Here is an 18,190-nt window from a genome sequence, read left to right as displayed (position 1 = left end):
CCACAAGTTACACTGCCACCGATGCCGGTTCCTTCCTCCCCGCCCACCAGGAAACAGCAGTGGCATGCCGTGACCGCCGGCTTTCTCGGCTGGACGCTAGACGCCTTCGACTTCTTCGTCGTCGTCTTCCTGGTGGACATTCTGGCCGCGCAGTTCCAGGTGACCAAGGCGGCGATCGTGTGGACGCTCACCGCCACGCTGGCAACGCGTCCCGTGGGGGCGCTCATCTTCGGCCTGCTCGCCGACCGCTACGGACGCCGCGTGCCGCTGATGGCGAACGTGGTCTTCTTCTCTCTGGTCGAGCTGCTTTGCGGGTTCGCGCCGAACTATGCGACGTTTTTCATCCTGCGCACGCTCTACGGCATCGGCATGGGCGGCGAGTGGGGCGTGGGCGCGTCGCTGGCGATGGAGATGGCGCCGCGCAAGTGGCGCGGCGTGCTCAGCGGCATTTTGCAGAGCGGGTATTCAATCGGAAATCTGCTGGCGGCGGTGGCGGCGCGCTTTGTGCTGCCCGCGCTGGGCTGGCGCGCCATGTTCTGGATCGGGGGACTGCCGGCGCTGCTGGCGCTCTACATCCGCTCGCAAGTGCCGGAGAGCGAGGCGTGGAAGCAGCACCGCGCGCCGTCAACCAGCGCGATCGTGAAAACGCTGGGCGCGCACTGGAAGAGCTTCGCCTACCTGGTGCTGCTGATGACCTTCATGATGTGTCTCTCGCACGGCACGCAGGACCTGTATCCCGACTTCCTCAAGAGCGAAGTGCGTGTGGCGCCGAAAACGGTTTCCGACATCGCCGTCCTCTACACCATCGGCGCGGTCGTCGGCGCGATCATCTTCGGACACCTCTCAGAGATCGTGGGCCGCCGCCGCAGCATGATGCTGGCGCTCTGCCTCTGCCTTGCGGTCATGCCACTCTGGGCATTCGGCAACTCGACGCCGCGGGTTGCGGCCGGCTCGTTTCTGATGCAGGCGGGCGTGCAGGGCGCCTGGGGCATCATCCCGGCGCACCTGAACGAACTGGCGCCCGACGCCGCGCGCGGCCTGGCGCCGGGACTCGCGTACCAGATGGGCATCCTGGTCGCGGCGCCGACGAACACGATCGAGTACGCCCTGCGCGACCATCTCGGCTACCGCGGGGCGCTGGCGACCTTCGAGCTGGTCACCATCTCGATGATCGCGCTCATCCTCGCCTTCGGCGCCGAGCGCAAGGGCCGGAAGTTCGTGGATGAGCCGGGGGAGTTTGCGGTGGTGCGCGAAGAGTGATTGAACCGCGCCGAGACGCGGAGAAAACCGAAGAGCTTTCACACAATGGAGACAAGCAGGCTCAAAGGGCGCGGTTGCCCAGCAGGGGTTCCGCGCACGCCGACCTTCGTGTGACCATCGTGTCCTTCGTGTGAACGGTTTTGACTTTGCTACACTCCTCGACTGACCTGAGGTGACTGATGCGCATACTCGCCTCTCTGTTGCTGGTGGCGTCGGTCGCGCTCGCCCAGAACGTGCAGCGCGAAGGCGGGCTGGGCGCGGGCGTGCCGCGTCCGGTGAAGCTGGCGCCGGCGCCGGCCGGCACGGTGGTGCTCGAATGCGGCGCGCTGTGGGACGGCGAGAGCGACGGCGTGCGGCAGAATGTGCGCGTCGTCATTGAAGGAGAGCGGATCAAGGAAGTGGGCGCCGCGGCGGCAGCGCCGGCCGGCGCGCAAGTCATCAGACTCGCGAACCAAACCTGCCTTCCCGGCCTGATTGACACGCACACGCACACATTTCTCCAGGGCGACCGCATCCCCGGCCAGTACGACGCGCAGTTGCTGAAGCAGTCGGTGGCGTTTCGCGCGCTGGAAGCGGCGGCCGCGGCGCGCGCGTCGCTCGACTGGGGATTCACTACCATCCGCGACCTGGAAACGGAGGGCGCGGGCTACGCCGACGCCGATCTGCGCGACGCGATTCGCCAGGGCATCATTCCCGGCCCGCGCATGCAGGTGGCCACGCGCGCCATGGACGTGACCGGCGCCTATCCGCTGGCGCCGGCGTATGCGTGGGACGTGCGCGTGCCCATCGGCGTGCAAACGGTCGACGGTCCCGAGGGCGGCCGCGTCGCGGTGCGCGAGCAGCTCTCGCACGGCGCCGACTGGATCAAGGTGTACGCCGACCGCGGGGGAAGAATCAACGACCAGGGCGTGATCGAAGACATTCCCACCTTCACGCTCGACGAACTCCGCGCCATCGTGGACGAAACCCATCGGCAGCGGCATCGCGTGGCGGCGCACGCCACCGGCATCAACGGCGTGCACAACGCCGTCACCGCCGGCGTGGACACCATCGAGCACGGCAACTACATCGCGCCGGAAGACTTACAGACCATGGCGGCCAAGGGCATCTATCTGGTCCCGACGCTCTACGTCGCGCAGTACGACGCGGAACTCAAGGCCGGCCCGGGCGGCACGCCGGTGGAAACGCAAGGCCAGCGCGTGCACGGCGATACGTTTTCCCGGGCGCTGCGGGCGGGGGTCAAAATCGCCTTCGGCACCGACGTGGGCGCGTTCGAGTGGGACATCTCGCCCGCGCGCGAATTTCCGCTCATGGTCAAGTACGGCATGTCGCCGCTGCAGGCGCTGCGGTCCGCAACCACCGTCGCCGCCGAGCTGATGCAGATGCAGGGCGACATTGGCACGCTTGAAGCGGGGAAATTTGCCGACGTGATCGCCGTGCCGGGCAATCCGCTAGCGGATGTCAACCTGCTGGAGAAAACGGCGTTCGTGATGAAAGGCGGCCGGGTGTACAAGCGGCCATGAGCGCCGCGCGGATTTCCTAACGCACGGCATTCACCCTTATTGCGCAATTTCTTGCACTCGCACCCGGTGCAAAAACGGGCAAATGCTTTGAATTCAGCTGCTTTGCCTTTTGGCGCAATGGCATTGGGCATGCGCGAAGTGAGGGCAGACTCCCAGGACACGCGAGGGCCCGATGTATTCGATGCTTGCGATCACGTCGCATCCAGTGGCGATAGCCGCCACCGTTACCGCAATCCTGCTGGGCACGGTCATGCTGCTGGCGCGGCGGCTCATGGCAACCGAAGGGGTGGTTGCGCGGCGCGACGGTCAGCCGCGGTAGTTCAGGCCGCGCTCGGCTTCGGGCGGCGGCGTTGCCTGCGCGCTTCCGACTCGGCCCTGATCTTCTCGTAGCGCTCCGCCAGCTGCCCTAACTCTTCGTCCGACAGGTTCTCGATATCGATCAATTCATTGTGCGCGTGGCGGATCGAGCGTATGACCTCGTCCAGCTTGAGGTGGAGCGCGCGCGAGTCGCGGTTCTGCGTGTTTTGAATGACGAAAACCATGAGGAAGGTGACGATCGTCGTGCCGGTGTTGATCACCAGCTGCCAGGTGTCGGAGTAGCGGAAGCGCGGCCCCAGGAAGGCCCACACCGTCACCACGGCGGAGGCCAGCACGAACATCCAGGGCGTCCCCGCCACATGCGCTACCCAGCGCGCAAAGTGGGCGAAAACCGCGCCGAACGCCGAACCGCCACTCCCCGGTTTCTGCTGCTCTCTGGGATTCTGTGCCATGACTGCGCTTTGTAAGATGCACTCCGGCGTGCCTGTGGGCTGGGCACGCGCTGGATTTGCAGGCGGTAGCGACGGGCGCCCTGGCCCGTCGCCCTCGACCACGGCGTAACGGGTGGGCGCGAACCACGCGGGGCGAACGCCCTCGTCCGCGCCAGCGCCGGCACAGTTCCCGGCTGTGAGGAAACGGAGATCGCCGGCGACCGCGTCCATCTCTGGCTTGTCGCCGCCCAATGTGATACAGAGAAGATGGCAGGCAAAGCAAAAGCGAAAGGGTGACTTTGGGACCGGTTTGGGTGATTGCGCTGTTGGGGTTTCTGGCCGGCGCCGTACTCGGCTGGCTGGCGCGCGCCGCCACGACGAAGCCGCCCGCCGCGGGGGGCGCGTCTGACGCCGTGGCCCTGGAGCTGCGCGCGCAGATCGCCGCCGCAAGGGCCGAGACGGAGCAGGCGCGGCGTGCCCAGGTCGAGTCCGAGCGCGGACGCGCCGCCGCCGAAGCGCGCGCCGCCGAGATCGAGCGCAGCGTCGCCGAGCAGCGCGCCCAGCTGGAGGCCGCGCGCGAGCGGCTGGCGGAGACGTTCAAGTCGCTGGCGTCGGAAGCGCTCTCGCGCAACAACGCCGACTTCCTCACCCTGGCCGAGCAGAAATTTGGCGCGCTCAAGCAGTCGGCCGTCACGGACTTGCAGGCGCGGCAACTGGCCATCGAGCAGCTCGTCAAGCCGATCGCTGAGTCGCTTACGAGTTACCAGAAAGAAGCGCGCGAGCTGGAGCAGCAGCGCGTCCGCGAGCTGAGCGCCGTGGGCGAGCAGTTGCGCTCCGTCGCGCAAGCGCAGAACACACTGCAGCAGGAGACATCGCGGCTGGTCAACGCGCTGCGCTCGCCGCAGGTGCGTGGGCGCTGGGGCGAAGTGCAGTTGCGCCGCGCCGCCGAACTGGCCGGCATGGCGGCGCACTGCGACTTCATCGAGCAGGTGACGGTGACCAGCGAAGACGGACGCCTGCGTCCCGACATGATCGTCAAGCTGCCTGCCGGCCGCGAGGTGGTGGTGGACTCCAAGGTCCCGCTCTCGGGGTTCCTTGAGGCGCTCGAAGCCGCAACCGACGCCGAGCGCGAGGCCGCCATCACCAAACACGCCAAACAGCTCCGCACGCACGTGGACAAGCTGGCGTCCAAGCAATACTGGGAGCAGTTCGAGAAGGCGCCCGACCTGGCCGTGCTGTTCATCCCCAACGACTCGTTCTACGCTGCGGCGGTCCAGCGCGATCCCGACGTGATCGAGTACGCGCTGGCTAATCGCGTGATCATTGCTACGCCCAGCACATTCGTTGGGTTCCTTCGCTCTGTCGAGTATGGCTGGCGGCAGGAGCAAATCGCCGAGTCGGCCCAGAAGGTGTCGGAACTCGGCCGCAAGCTTTACGAACGGATCGTGATTTTCTTGAAGCACCTGGACAAGGTAGGTGACAGCCTGCACCAGACGGTGAAACACTACAACGCTTCCGTCGCCTCGCTGCAAACACGTCTTGTGCCGCTGGCCGAGCGCTTCGACGAGCTCGGCGCCGCCACCCAGGAGCCGCTGCCGGAAATCGAGCAGATCACCGAGGAGCCGCGCACGGTGAAGCAGAAGGCGCTGCCGGGGATGGAAGAGACGAGGGGAGCCGGGGCGGGAGAGTAGGGTTTCGGTGAGCGCTGGAGCGCCGGGTGCCGCACTCTTCGCGGAGCGTCTTCGCTCCGCGAAGGGTGGGCGCCGCTCCTTCCGCCTTGCATACCCGGGCGAGCGCAAACCCGTCTAATCTGCTGTCAAGCCCCCATTGAAGCCACTTCTGCCGCAACCCACTCCAAACACTCACACTAAATTCTTACCGCGCCTTCCCATTCTTCCCACCCAAACTGCTACCCTGGAAGCAGGCCCGCGCACACGTGCGGGTCTTGTTCTTTGACAATCTCGCCCCGCTAACTCCTTTAGGCAACGGATCTTACGTGTAAGTCCTTTGGATGAACGGATCACCAACGGATCCCCTTCGCTAACCTGAAGATTCCATTAGAAGCGAGGGGGAGGGGTATATGTGCGTCAGGGCGCAACCGCCGACTTCCGCTGCCGCGCCTGCACGATGCCCGCCGCGTACATCGCCGCCAGCGCGAAGAAGCACCAGTGCGCGACGCTGAGAAAGCGCCGCTGCATCTCGCCGATCGGCCAGCCGTAGTACTGGGTGAGCTGCATCAGGTCGCTCGGGCCGCGCTCGGCGTCTTCCAGCCACTCGGCGATTTTTTCGAAGCCGCCGGACCAGGTGGCGTAGGCGTCCATGAAGGCGATGGCGCCGAACACCAGCAGGACCCATCGCAACTGGCGGCGGACCATGGCGCTCTCCGGACGCGCGTAGAAGGTTGCCATCAGGATGGTGGAGACGAAGAACGATCCGGCGTCGCCGCCGAAGGTGATGAGGCCCTGGGCGCGATAGTCGGTGCGCGTACCGCCGAGCAGCAACAGGACGAGCGCGGCTGCGGTCGTCGCGACCCAGAACCAGCGTTTGCGCTGCCAGGCAACGTACCCGCCGAAAGCGAGTCCGGCCGCCAGCAGCAGGCTGAGGCCGCGCTGGCGCCCGGGAAAAATGATGGTGAACCACGCGGTGGGAATCGCGACGTAGCCGCACAGCCAGGCGGTGATGGCGTGGCCGCTTTCATGCGTCCACATGCGCAGGAAGCCGGCGAGCATCGGCATGGCGCTGGCGGTGAGCCATCCGAGGAGCAGCGCGCCGGGCAAAGCGAAGACGCGGCAGGTCAGTTCATGCCGGGCCTTTTTCTGGATCTCGGCAAGTTCATCCGCGCTCAGCGGCGGTTCCGGTCGCTCCAGGGCCACAGCCGGCGCCGCGCCGGCACCCGAAGGCGCCGCAGCCGCTGCTGCCGCCGTGGCAGCGTACCTGGAGAAGACGATTCCGCAGCGCAGGCAGGTGTCGGCAGGTTGCAGCGGATGATCGAAGTGGCACTTGGGACATTCCATGCCGTGCGCGGACACTATCCCACGGTCATTCGGTCTTCAAGTGTGAAGCGGGAGACGTCCCTCGGGCGAGGAGCTACTTCTTGGACTTCTTCCTGCCGCTCTTGCCGCCGCCTTCTGCTTTTTCCGCGGCGCTGAGCGCGGTCTGCACCACGTACTGCATGTCGGCGACCGGCGCCGGCTTGCCGGTCCAGATTTCGAATTGCCGCGCGCCCTGCTGGGTGAACATCTCGGCGCCGGAGATGACCTGCACGCCCTTGCTGCGGGCCAGCTTCATCAGCCTGGTTTCCATCGGCACGTACACCATGTCGAGCAGGTAGCGGCAGCGGATTTCGTTTTCCTTCAGCGGCGACGTTTTCGGGCTGCCCATGCCGACCGGCGTGGCGTTGATGATCACGTCGAACTGGAGCTTCTTCAGATCGCTGCGCTTGATGACCTTCGCTCTTGCCTTGCGGGCCAGCTTCCGCGCGACAGACGTGGTGCGGTTCAGGATGCTGACTTCGGCGCCGCGCTCCTTTAGTCCGAAGACGGCCGCGCGGGCCGCTCCGCCTGCGCCCAGAACCAGCACTCGGGCGCCGGGAATGTTGATGCGCTGCTCCAGCGGGCGCAGCACGCCGGCAATGTCGGTGTTGAAGCCGTAGAGCTTGCCGTCGTGGGCGCGCACCACGGTGTTGCAGGCGCCGACCTTGGAGGTGAGCGAGTCGGTGTTGTCGAGGTACTCGAGGACCTCTTCCTTATACGGCATGGTAATGCTCACGCCGTGAATGGGAATTTGCCGGATGCACTGCACCAGGTCGTCGAGCTCTTTGGCATGCAGCGCGAGATAAACGGCGTTGACGTTTTCGCGACGGAACGCCGCGTTCATCATGAGCGGCGAGAGGGAGTGCTCCACCGGATCGCCGGCGACGCCGTAAACTTTGGTGGCCGCGTCCACCTGGTCGATGCGGAAAACGTCACGCAGCGCGCGCGCGGTGATCTGGCCCGGCGCCGTTTCTTCGCCTTCGCCGAGCGCCGCGAAGGTGAACACGCTGCCGGCGCGCACGCCGAGCACGCGGCTGATGGTGCCCTGCTCGCCCATGCACAGCCCGACCATCGAGTGGTGTGCGCTCTGCTCCTCGAGGAACTTCATCATGGTGACGTTGTCCTGGAGGTTCGTCGCTGTGGTTACTATCTTGTAAAAGTCGGCGGGGAAGGCGCGCATCTTGCGGAAGGTCTCATCCAATTTCCGGGTGGCCCTAAAGTCGTGGAAGGAGAGGACGACCGCCGCTTTTGAGCGTAAACGATTGAAATCAGTAAGTTTAATGGACGAGGCGCTCTGCAGCTCGAGGTCCACCAACTGGCAGCCGGATTCGCCGGCCTTTACCAGGATGTCAATCTGCGCTTCCAGCGATCCCCGGAAGCGGCCGCCATTGGCCGCCCGGCGGCAGGTGCCGATGGCCACCACGTCGGAGCGAGACTGGAGCAAGCGGCGGATGGTCGCCAAGCCGGAGGCGGGCTGCTTGAGGTAGTCTAACCTGAACTCCAGCAAGGGGTTCTCGCGGGCCACCGCCTCGGCCTTCTCGACCATCTCGGCGGCGCTAGCGCCCACAATGGCGATGCAGACGCGCGGCAGACGCAGGGGGAGGATTCGGTTTGTGGGGCTCGCTGCCATGTTCTGTGGAAAAAATCCCGGGGCGCGCCATCTTACAGGTTGCACCACTTTGTATGCAACAGCAGACCCAGGAGTTTCCGGCGGTCATAGCGGCCCCGCGGTTCGCCTGTCCTTCGCCAACGCGGGGCGAGAGGAGGCTCCCGTACCCTTCTGGACAACAGCCCGCAGCTTGATTCCGGGTGCTCTGTTTGCTAGCGTTCAGCCCACCCTTTGCGCCGCCAGGGCAGGGCGGTGTGTGCAAGGTCTCACGGGAGGCGCAGCACCTTAGAGATTTGGCCTTCCGAGTCGGCATCTTACATGCTAGGTGAGTTGCCGGTGCTGGTCCGCAAACGTGGCAAATGGGCCCCGGCAAGCGGCGCGGGGAAGGCCCCCGGCGCCTGGAGGCGTTATGAAAAAGTTGCTGGCAGTGATGCTGTTGTGGGCGGTGGCGTGCTATGCGCAGGAGCAGCGCCCGCCTGACCAGCCCGGAGCGCCCGCCAAGCAGGCGGCCACCACCAACCTGGTGGAGAAAGTGCAGGCGCCCACCTATTCCGACATTTATTGCGCCGGGTTCGTAACCAGCTCGCTGCCGACGACGAACTACATCGCCGGCGGATGGCGGTCTCCTGAGCAGTCACGCTTTGCCGATCGCGACCTGGTGTACCTGGCGGGCGGCGGACTGCAGGACGGCGCGCAATACAGCGTGGTGCGCGAACTGAAGGACCCGAACCATTCCGAAGCCTATCGCGGACAGCGCGGCATGATCTCAGGTCTGGGCGCCGCTTACGCCGAACTGGGTCGCGTCCGCGTGTTGCGGCAGGCGGGCAACGTGCACGTGGGCGTGGTGGAATTCAGCTGCGACAGCATGGTCCCGGGGGACATCCTGGTGCCATGGAGCGAGCGCCCCAAACTCACGCTGAAGAGTTCGGCGGCCTTCGATCGCTTCGCGGCGCCGAACGGCAAGCTGACGGCGCGCATCGTGATGGCCAAGGATTTTGACTGGATCGTGGCCACCGGACAGAAGGTCTATCTGAACGCGGGCTCGGAGCAGGGCGTGAAGGCGGGCGATTACTTCCGCGCCGTGCGCACCTACTCGGCCGAGTCGCGCGACACATTGGATTCGCTGACCCACAAGGCGAGCATCGCCGAAGACACGCAAAAGAACCCGGCCTCGATGGGCGCTTACGGGGGCGCGCTGAAGATCAACCCCGCCGACTATCCGCGCAAGTCGATCGGCGAAATGATCGTGCTCAACACGACGCCGAAAACATCGACGGCGATGATCACCTTCGCGCTGGAAGAGATGCGCGTGGGCGACGTGGTGGAGATGGAAGAGCCGCCGCCGCCGGCGCCAGCGGCGGCCGCGCCGCCGCCGCAGGGTCCGCAGATTGCGTGCAGCGCCTCGCCCGCCAGTGTCCGGGTGGGCGACAGCGCTACCGTGAATTGTGAAGCGATGAGCCCGGACAACCGTCCGGTGACCATCGCCTACGCCGCGGACCGCGGGCGCGTGTCGGGCGCCGGCGCGCGCGCCACGCTCAACACGCAGAGCATCGAACCGGGTCCGGTGACCATCACCGCCACCACGACTGACGATCGCAACATGAGCGCCAGCGCCACCGCGATGGTTTCCGTGGAAGCGCCGCCGCCGCCGCCCAGCCCGAGCAAGGCGGCCGACGTGATGTTCAAGCCCAACGGGGCCTACGTCGATAACCGCGCCAAGGCCGTGCTCGACGACATCGCGCTGCGCCTGCAGCGCGAGTCGGATTCGCGTGCCACCGTGGTGGGCATGGGCCACCTTACCTCGCCGGCGGGCAACCGCGTGGCGATGGCACGCGCCGAGAACGTGCGGACGTACCTGACGCGCGACAAGGGCATCGACCCGCAGCGCATTACGACGAAGACGGGCGACAACGGCGACAAGGCTGAAGTCTGGCTGGTGCCCGCCGGCGCGCAAATGCCGTAACGGCAGTTGTCAGTTGCCGGTTTGGCGCAATTGGGTTGGGTCGGTTCTGGCCTTGGTCGCGCTGTACTGGCGTTGGTTGCCGCGCACCAAGCTGCGCAGGCAGAGTGACGCTGCCAACGTTCGACTTGGCAAACAACTGGCAACCGCCAACTGCCTTTACGCCGCGGGGGCCAGCGAGCGGTGCGCGGCCTGCTGGATGAAGCGCTTCATCACGGTGGCCCACATCACCTTCTTGCGCACGGCGCTTTCCTTTACGGTGCGTCCCTGGGCGAACATGGCCAGCAGCGCTTTCATGCGCAGGACGCGCAGGACGCCCTGCTCGCCTGCGGTTATGCCGTAGCCTTCGGCGAACTCTTCCAGCACGCCCGACGTGATGTTCCGGTTGCAGAAGGGATACTTCTCCAGCGCCTCCACCGACGCGAGGAACTGCGCCACGTCGTGGAAGCTCACGCCGCGCTGGGTCATGCGTGCGTAGTCGGCCATGCCGATACCGTTTTCGCCGATCAGGACGTTCAGCGGCGTGAAGTCGTTGAGCACGGCCGAGCAGGGCAGCGACTTGCGCGCGCGCGACAGAATGTTGCGCGCCCCGGTGAGGATGGTGCGGATGGCAGCATCGTCGAGTCCCTCGGACCGGCAGTTCGCGCACAGCTCTTCCAGGTCGTTCATCAGGCGGTTGCCGTCGAAGGGCGCCGCCGACTCGGCGGTCGCCTTATGGAAACAGCGCAGCCACTCGCCGGCCTTGCGGGCGGCGAGGCGGAGCGCGTCGTGGTTGCCGTTCCCGGGCAACAGCGCGGCCTTCATGATGAGCGATTGCAGCGGCAGGCCCGCGATCTTTTCTGCGACCACAGCGCCCAGGTCCACAAAATCGCCCAGCGGACGGGGCACGCCGCTCAAGCCGCGCTTCTGGAAGACCCGGTAGGCATGCTCCAGGTTCTGCTCCTCGATGCGCGCCAGCGCGCGCGCGCCCTGGGCGCCGCACTTCGAGGGACGGTAAACCTTGGCGGCCACGCGCTCACCGCCGTCGGCGAAGTCCGCGACGATGTCGTAAATGTAGTGGTCGGTTTTGGGCGTGTGCCCGACCACGCGAATGTTGCGCAGCTCTGGGCGCCCGGGATAGTTGCTCGCCGCTGTAGCGCGCAACTGCGCGATGATCTGGTCGACTACGTTCTCCGCCATCATGGCTCCGACTGGAAAGGGTGCGAACGCGCGAACGCGGAATGCGTCCAAAACGGATTCAAGCAGTTTCCCTGCCAGCGATTGAGAGCGGGGGCAGGCGCTATCTGATTGAAAACACGTAGAAAACAAGTCTAAGGAGAACCTGCGCGAACCGGCAGGGATGGGATTGAGAACCACGGTGCCCACATTAGGAGCACCGGGTACCGAGTGACGAGCACCGAGAGACGAGCGGGAGAAGCGGACAAAGAGGCGAGTAGAGAGCAGCGTGGCGGCTAGTAGAAAAGATACTTCCGCCACTTCGAGTCGGAGCGGCCCATCATTCGGATGATGTGCCGGCTGGTGTGCAGGTTGAACGAGCGCGGCTCGCGCAACAGCTTCAAGCCGGCTTCGGCGACGAGCTGGTTTCCCTTCTGCCGGTTGCAGGGATGGCAGCAAGCCACCAGGTTCTCCCAGGTGGAGAGGCCGCCGCGGGAGCGCGGTATCACGTGGTCGAGCGTGAGTTCGCTCGAGGGCATGACGGCGCCGCAGTACTGGCAGGTGTTGCGGTCGCGCAGCAGGATGTTCTTGCGGGAGAGCGCGCGCGTCTGGTGGGGGATTCGGCGATATTCGAGCAGACGGATCACCGAGGGCACGCGCATGGCGATGCGCGCCGCGTGCAGGTAGTGTCCGTTCTCCTCCTCGGTCATGGCCACGCCTTTGAGCACCAGCACGATGGCGCGGCGCGCGGCGCACACATTGATGGGCTCATAGCTGGCGTTCAGCACCAGCACCGGGGCGTGCATTACCCCGAGCGGACGCGGAGCCAGCGGCACGGCGTCTGCGACGTGATGATGATGCGAACCCGAATTGCCCGAGCGGCCCGACATGACGGTTGGATGGTGCTACGCGTGCGCGGCGCGAGCTTTAACCTCCGATGAAATTTCGCCGGACTCGATCTCCTGCGGAAGCGCCATGCGCGTTACCTCGGGCTTGAGGGCGCGCGCCACGGTAGCGACCAGCACGCGCCCGGCGCCGGCGCGGCGGAGCACGCGGGCACATTCGCCGGCGGTCGCGCCGGTGGTCATGACGTCGTCCACCAGCAGGACGTCGCGTCCCGGAATGGCGCCGGAGGCGCCGCTGTTCACAACGAAAGCCCCGCGCAGGTTGGCGCGCCGCTGATGCCGCGTGAGGCCGGTCTGCGACTGGGTGGCGCGCGTGCGCGCCAGGGTGCAGGGAGCGAAGTCCAGGCCGCGTCCGGCGGTCCGGAGGATGCGGGATGCGGCGCGGGCGATCAACTCCGCCTGGTTGAATCCGCGCTGCCGCTGTTTGCCGGCGTGCAAGGGGACCACGACGAGTAGCGGCGGCTGCTTGCCGAAATCGGCGGCCAGCGTCTGGATGACTTCCGCCAGCATGCGGCCGAGCACGTCGGCGGCGGGACGCACGCCGTCGTACTTGAGCAGCTGAATCAGCTCGCGCAGTCCGCCGGTGTACTCGGCGTAGGCGGCGGCGCGCGCGAAGGGCGGCTCCAGGCGGCGGCAGAGGCCGCAAATCAGGCCGGCGCCATCGCCACCATGGAGAAGCTGGGCGTGGAAGAGGCGCTCGCCGCAGATCTCGCAAGTCGGGACATTCAGCCGCTGCATGCCCGCCAGGCAGGCGCCGCATACCGGGAGCCGCGAAATGGTCGTCAGGGGGGCGCCGCACAGGCGGCAATCGGAGGGGAACAGCGCGCTGAACAGGCCGTTGGCGGCGGTGTTGAAGGCCGCACCAAAGCCGCTGGGTCTTCGGGGCCCTGGCAGGGAGCGGGTTGGGTCCGTGCTACTGCTGAAGACGACCCTCCATCGCCGAGCGCGATACCGCAAGCGCAAAGCTGACTGGGAGCTTTGCTAAGTATACCAGCGTTGCGCAAGGGGCGCGTCCCCTCGGAACTCGCCACTCGGCACTCTCATGTGCTACCTTGCGCGGGTTTGCCCCCGAAGGAGGAGTGCGCCCCATGGCCGAAGCGCCATTGCCGCAGCAGAGCCGATTTCAGCCCTACATTCCGCCCGAGATGGCGCCCGCCGAGTTCACGGTGCGGGCGGTCCTGCTGGGGTCGTTCTTCGGGATCGTGTTCGGCGCGGTCACGGTTTACGTCGGCCTGCGCGCCGGCCTGACCGTGGCCGCCTCGATTCCCATCGCGGTCCTTTCCATTTCGCTGCTGCGCGCCTTCGGCAAGGCCACGATCCTGGAAAACAACATTGTGCAGACGACCGGTTCGGCGGGCGAGTCGGTGGCCGGCGGCGTCATCTTCACGCTGCCCGCGCTCATCTTCCTGGGATTTCCGCTGGAGTACTCGCGCATCTTCCTGCTCGCGCTGATCGGCGGATGGCTCGGCGTCTTCTTCATGATCCCGCTGCGGCGGCAACTGATCGTGAAGGAGCACGGCAACCTGCTGTATCCGGAAGGCACGGCCTGCGGCGACGTGCTCATCGCCGGCGACCGCGGCGGATCGTTTGCCGGCAGGGTCTTCATGGGACTGGGGCTCGGCGGGCTCTACACCGCCTTCCAGAACGAAAACCTGTTCGGCCTGTGGCCGAGCACGCCTGACTTCCAGCCTTCGGGATATCCGGGCAGCGCCATTCGCGCCAACACCACGACCGAATATCTGGGCGTGGGATACATCATCGGGCCGCGCATCGCGGGGGTGATTTTTGCCGGCGGCGTCTTCGCGTGGCTGGTGGTGATGCCGGCCATCAAGTTCTTCGGCTCGTCGCTGACGGCGCCGCTGTATCCGGCGCAGAAGCTGATTTCGCAGATGTCGGTGGATGAGATTTACCGCGCCTACATTCGCCCCATGGGCGCGGGCGCGGTGGCCGCCGCCGGGCTGATCACGCTGCTCAAGACGGTTCCCACCATTGTTGGCGCGCTGCGCGCCGGGGCGGGTGACCTGAAAAAGGGCGCGGCGGCGATTGCCGGCACCAAGCGCACCGAACTCGACATGAGCATGAAGATCGCGCTCGGCGGCACGGCGCTGGTGCTGGTGATGATGGTGCTGATGCTGATGTTCAAGCCAGTGCCGGGCACGCACACGTCGCTCACCGCCGACGTGCTCGCCGCGGTGTTCGTTGTCGTGTTCGGATTCCTGTTCGTGACGGTTTCCTCGCGCATCGCAGGGCTGATCGGCACCTCGTCGAATCCGATCTCCGGTATGGCCATCGCGACCATGATGGCAACGTCGGTCATGTTCCTGCTCGCCGACTGGAAGACGAACGCGTACAAGGCGCTGGTGATTTCGATTGGCGGCGTGGTTTGCATCGCTTCGGCCAACGCCGGCAACACCTCGCAGGACCTGAAGACCGGCTTTCTGGTGGGCGCGACGCCCAAGCGCCAGCAGCAGGCGCTGCTCATCGGCGTGCTGGTGTCGGTTTTCGCCATCGGGCTCACGCTCAACGCGATGAACCGCGGGCTGGAGCAGATACGCGCCATCCCGCCAATCAAAGTTGATACCACCCAGTTGGAAGAGGGCGTGCGCGTGGTTGAGCCGAACAACAACCCGCTGCTCGGGCGCAACGAAATCCGCATTGTCGACGACAAGGGCAACAGCATCGGCCAGGAAGATCCGAAGAGGTACCAGCTCATTACCGCGCTGGGCGCGCAGCACCTGGCCAACGGGCAGTATCTCTACAATCCGCAGACCGGCAGCATCGAGCGCCAGTGGATACAGGGGATCGGCAGCGACAAAGCGGCGGCCCCGCAGGCGAACCTGATGGCGACCGTCGTCAACGGCATCATCGATCATCGGCTGCCGTGGAACCTGGTGCTGATCGGGGTGTTCATTGTGATCGCGGTCGAACTGCTCGGCATACGCTCGCTCTCGTTCGCCGTCGGGTTCTATCTTTCGATCGCGACAACGCTTGCCATCTTCTGCGGCGGCGTGGTGCGCTGGCTGGTGGACCGGGCGGCGCAGCGAGCCGGTGAAAGGGCCGACGAGAGCGAGGTCAGCCCCGGCTCGCTCTACGCGTCTGGATTGATCGCGGCCGGCGGCGTGATGGGGCTGCTGGGCATCGTGGTGAAGCTGCTGGAAAACCAGGGCACGCTGAAGGAGGGCGTGCTGCTGCTGGGGCCGCGCTTTCCGGCAATCGGCGGCAGCAACCTCATCGCGGTGGTCGCGTTCGGCGCGCTGGGGGCGTCGCTGTATTACTTCGCGCGCAGGCCGATCAACAGCGGCGAGAAGAAGTAGTGCATGACGCGGGAAGACATTGATCTGCTGTTCGAATACGACCGCTGGGCGAACCAGCGCGCCTTGCAGGCGGCGGCGCTGACCGCTGCGCAATCCACTCGCGACCTGGGCGGCGCCCTTCGCGATGTTCACGTTTTCCTGAGCGAAGGGCGCGCAGGAGCGGGCCCGGCCAGCCGTGGCTGACATCGCGCAGAACGTGGCCGCCGTCCGCGAGCGGATTGCGGCGGCCGCGCGGCGGGCCGGCCGCGATCCGGGCTCCATCGCGCTCATGGCCGTCACCAAGACGGTCGAGCCGCGCCGCATTCGCGAAGCGCACGCCGCGGGCATCCGGCTGTTCGGCGAAAACCGGGTGCAGGAGTTTGGCGAGAAGATCAACCTGCTGCGCGACCTCGAGGGCTCGAGCTTCCACCTGATCGGGCATCTGCAAACCAACAAGGCGGCGCGCGCGGCGGAGATTTTCTCCGCCGTCGATTCTCTCGATTCACTCCGCCTCGCCGAAAAACTGAACCAGGCGGGCGCCAAACTGAAGCGCCGGCTCGACGTGCTGATCGAGGTGAACGTGGGCGGCGAGGCCGCCAAGAGCGGCGTGCCGCCTGATTCGGCGGAGCTTGAAGCGCTGCTGAGCGCGGCGGCAAGGCTCGAATCGCTGCGATTCAGCGGCCTGATGACCGTGCCGCCATTCACTGCCGACCCGGAGCAGGCGCGTCCGCACTTTCGGCGGCTGCGCGAATTGCGCGACGCGATGGCAACGCGTGTGCCGCCGGGCGTGCAGTTGCGCGAGCTTTCGATGGGCATGTCGCACGATTTCGAGGTCGCCATCGAAGAAGGCGCGACGTGCGTGCGCGTGGGAACGGCGATTTTCGGCGCGCGGCTACAACGGTGATCAACCGCGGAGGCGCGGAGAACCAACAAAGCCAACCACAAAAGGACACGAAGGTTGCGCGAAGGGCACAAAGCAAGCGAGCGCAGATTGAACTAAGTCGCCCCGCGCAGCGGTCAGGACATGATTTCCATCCGCGATACATCCGCCGGCGCAACTTTCAGCGTGAAGCTTCATCCGCGCGCGAAGAAGGATGCGGTCACCGGCGCGGTCGGGGGCGCGCTCAAGATTTCGCTCACCGCGCCGCCCGTCGAGGGCCGGGCGAACCAGGCGCTGGCCGCCTTTCTTGCCGATTTGTTGAGCGTGCCGAAGTCGTCGGTTACGATAGCCGCCGGCCAGAGGGGACGCGCCAAAGTGGTTCGCGTGGCGGGCGTGAGCGCGCAGTTTGTGCGTCAGGTCTTGGCCAGTGGCGAGTAGCCAGCAGCCAGGAGCGGTTTTCATTTGAGCGTCGCGCAGCGATTCCGCGAAATCCGCGAGGGTTTTGAGACACCGTTCTGGGTGGCGAACGTCACCGAGATTTTCGAGCGGCTGTCGTATTACGCCGTTTTCGCGATGCTGGTGCGCTACCTGAACGAGGCGCTCCAGTTTCCAATTGAAACGGCGGCGCAGCTGGGCGGATGGTTCGGCACCGGGGTGTGGATCATGGCCCTTTTCGGCGGCGCTTTGGCCGACCGCATCGGCTTTCGCCGCGCGCTCTCGCTGGCGTACTTCATCCTCACCATCGCGTACTTCCTGGTTGGCTCGATTGCGGCGCCATGGTTAGCGCCAGTGCGCAACGTGGTCCCGCTCGGGCTACTCGCGGGCATGATTCTGTTCCTGCCGGCGCTGGGCGTTGCGCTGGTGAAGCCCAGCGTTGTCGGTACCGTCGCGCGCGCGTCAAAGCCGAGCGTTCGTTCGATTGGGTATTCGATCTACTACACGATGGTGAACATCGGCTCTACGCTGGGGCCGCTGCTGGCCGGCTGGGGACAGGACCATCTGCGGCCGGAGAGCATCTTTCGCGTCGCGGCGGGAAGTGTGTTCCTCATGTTCATGGCGGTGTTGATCTTCTTTCGCGAACCACGTGCCTCGGAAGGAGAAAAGGCGCCGAGTTTTGGAGTCGTAGGGCGAAATTTCCTGACCGTGCTGGGCAATGCCCGCTTCGTTCTTTTCCTGCTCATCTTTTCGGGTTATTGGATTGTTTTCTGGCAGCAGTACCTAACTTTGCCCAGCTACATCGTGAAGTACGTGGACGCGAAGGCGAAAACCGGCTACATCCTGGCCACCGACCCGATCATCGTGATTGCATTCACGGTTGCGATCAGCGCCGCGACCCGCAAGATCGAGGCGTTCCGGGCCGTCATCCTGGGAACCCTGATCACGGCGCTCGGCTGGGTGTTTCTTGCCGCGCACTCGAGCGTGCTGATGGCGGTTGCCGCGCTGGTTTTCGTGGCCCTTGGCGAAATCATTCAGTCGCCCCGGTATTACGAATACATATCGCGGCTGGCGCCGCCGGGCCAGCAGGGAACGTACATGGGGTTCGCGTTCCTGCCGATCGGCATCGGCTCGCTGGTGGGCGGGTGGTTTTCGGGCAAGCTGCTGCACGAGTTCGGCGAGGTGCGTCAGCAGCCGGAAATGGTGTGGTGGATCTCAACGGGGCTTGGCGTACTCACTGCTCTGCTGCTGTTCATCTACCACCGCGTGGCGCAGCCGCCGCCGGCGGCGGAAGCGAAGGCGGCGTAGCTTGGCGGGCGCAACCGGTCCGGCGAAGGCGCGCAATCCTGCGCGAGCCCGGGCCGGCGGCGCTGCTCGAGGCCGCCGACC

At 65.8% G+C, this 18,190-nt stretch carries 16 protein-coding genes; 10 read left to right on the top strand and 6 right to left on the bottom strand.

What is annotated here, in order from left to right; genetic code table 11:
- The first annotated feature begins 21 nt into the window (after positions 1-21).
- From VFA60_02145 to VFA60_02135, 3 genes are all read left to right on the top strand, one after another.
- Positions 22-1,260 carry an MFS transporter gene (locus tag VFA60_02145; protein ID HZQ90575.1) on the top strand — a complete coding sequence of 413 codons (1,239 nt, stop codon included), beginning with the start codon at positions 22-24 and terminating at the stop codon, positions 1,258-1,260.
- Between the two features lie 179 nt (positions 1,261-1,439).
- Positions 1,440-2,783, top strand: coding sequence for an amidohydrolase family protein (locus tag VFA60_02140; protein ID HZQ90574.1), 1,344 nt, complete (start codon positions 1,440-1,442; stop codon positions 2,781-2,783).
- A gap of 172 nt (positions 2,784-2,955) precedes the next feature.
- On the top strand, positions 2,956-3,102 hold the full coding sequence (locus VFA60_02135) for a hypothetical protein (protein ID HZQ90573.1): 147 nt from the start codon (positions 2,956-2,958) through the stop codon (positions 3,100-3,102).
- 1 nt (position 3,103) lies between these two features.
- On the opposite strand, the gene VFA60_02130 is transcribed toward VFA60_02135, so the two are convergent.
- Positions 3,104-3,553 carry a low affinity iron permease family protein gene (locus VFA60_02130; GenBank protein ID HZQ90572.1) on the bottom strand — a complete coding sequence of 150 codons (450 nt, stop codon included), beginning with the start codon at positions 3,551-3,553 and terminating at the stop codon, positions 3,104-3,106.
- Between the two features lie 272 nt (positions 3,554-3,825).
- Between VFA60_02130 and VFA60_02125 the strand changes: the two genes are divergently transcribed.
- Positions 3,826-5,223: a DNA recombination protein RmuC gene (locus VFA60_02125; protein HZQ90571.1), complete on the top strand. Its 1,398-nt coding sequence runs from the start codon at positions 3,826-3,828 to the stop codon at positions 5,221-5,223.
- A gap of 396 nt (positions 5,224-5,619) precedes the next feature.
- Here VFA60_02125 and VFA60_02120 read toward each other — a convergent pair whose 3' ends face one another.
- Positions 5,620-6,546: a hypothetical protein gene (locus tag VFA60_02120; GenBank protein ID HZQ90570.1), complete on the bottom strand. Its 927-nt coding sequence runs from the start codon at positions 6,544-6,546 to the stop codon at positions 5,620-5,622.
- Positions 6,547-6,619: 73 nt separating this feature from the next.
- Positions 6,620-8,194, bottom strand: a complete 1,575-nt coding sequence (aroE, locus tag VFA60_02115) for a shikimate dehydrogenase (GenBank protein HZQ90569.1) — start codon at positions 8,192-8,194, stop codon at positions 6,620-6,622.
- A 388-nt stretch (positions 8,195-8,582) separates the two neighbouring features.
- On the opposite strand from aroE, the gene VFA60_02110 reads away from it, so the two are divergent.
- Positions 8,583-10,136: an OmpA family protein gene (locus VFA60_02110; GenBank protein ID HZQ90568.1), complete on the top strand. Its 1,554-nt coding sequence runs from the start codon at positions 8,583-8,585 to the stop codon at positions 10,134-10,136.
- Between the two features lie 156 nt (positions 10,137-10,292).
- Here VFA60_02110 and VFA60_02105 read toward each other — a convergent pair whose 3' ends face one another.
- The 3 genes from VFA60_02105 to VFA60_02095 form a co-directional block, all read right to left on the bottom strand.
- A complete protein-coding gene (locus VFA60_02105; protein ID HZQ90567.1) occupies positions 10,293-11,315 on the bottom strand; it encodes a hypothetical protein in 1,023 nt (340 codons plus the stop codon).
- 269 nt (positions 11,316-11,584) lie between these two features.
- Positions 11,585-12,178 (bottom strand): HNH endonuclease, encoded by a 594-nt coding sequence (locus tag VFA60_02100; protein ID HZQ90566.1) that lies wholly within the window; start codon positions 12,176-12,178, stop codon positions 11,585-11,587.
- 15 nt (positions 12,179-12,193) lie between these two features.
- Complete coding sequence (locus tag VFA60_02095; GenBank protein HZQ90565.1) at positions 12,194-13,150, bottom strand: ComF family protein; 957 nt, start codon at positions 13,148-13,150, stop codon at positions 12,194-12,196.
- Positions 13,151-13,281: 131 nt separating this feature from the next.
- On the opposite strand from VFA60_02095, the gene VFA60_02090 reads away from it, so the two are divergent.
- From VFA60_02090 to VFA60_02070, 5 genes are all read left to right on the top strand, one after another.
- Positions 13,282-15,507: an oligopeptide transporter, OPT family gene (locus VFA60_02090; GenBank protein ID HZQ90564.1), complete on the top strand. Its 2,226-nt coding sequence runs from the start codon at positions 13,282-13,284 to the stop codon at positions 15,505-15,507.
- Positions 15,508-15,510: 3 nt separating this feature from the next.
- Entirely contained in the window at positions 15,511-15,690 is a 180-nt protein-coding gene (locus VFA60_02085; GenBank protein ID HZQ90563.1) for a hypothetical protein, read from the top strand.
- Entirely contained in the window at positions 15,683-16,390 is a 708-nt protein-coding gene (locus VFA60_02080) for a YggS family pyridoxal phosphate-dependent enzyme (GenBank protein HZQ90562.1), read from the top strand. Before VFA60_02085 ends, VFA60_02080 begins: the two co-directional genes overlap by 8 nt.
- Before the next feature lie 120 nt (positions 16,391-16,510).
- Entirely contained in the window at positions 16,511-16,804 is a 294-nt protein-coding gene (locus tag VFA60_02075; GenBank protein HZQ90561.1) for a DUF167 domain-containing protein, read from the top strand.
- A gap of 24 nt (positions 16,805-16,828) precedes the next feature.
- Complete coding sequence (locus tag VFA60_02070) at positions 16,829-18,109, top strand: MFS transporter (protein ID HZQ90560.1); 1,281 nt, start codon at positions 16,829-16,831, stop codon at positions 18,107-18,109.
- The last annotated feature ends 81 nt before the right edge of the window (positions 18,110-18,190 follow it).

It is taken from the genome of Terriglobales bacterium (assembly GCA_035651995.1).
In the GTDB taxonomy this organism is placed as follows: domain Bacteria; phylum Acidobacteriota; class Terriglobia; order Terriglobales; family Acidobacteriaceae; genus DASRER01.
Note: the sequence above shows the minus strand (reverse complement) of the source record. Positions and strands in the feature narration are given on the sequence as shown.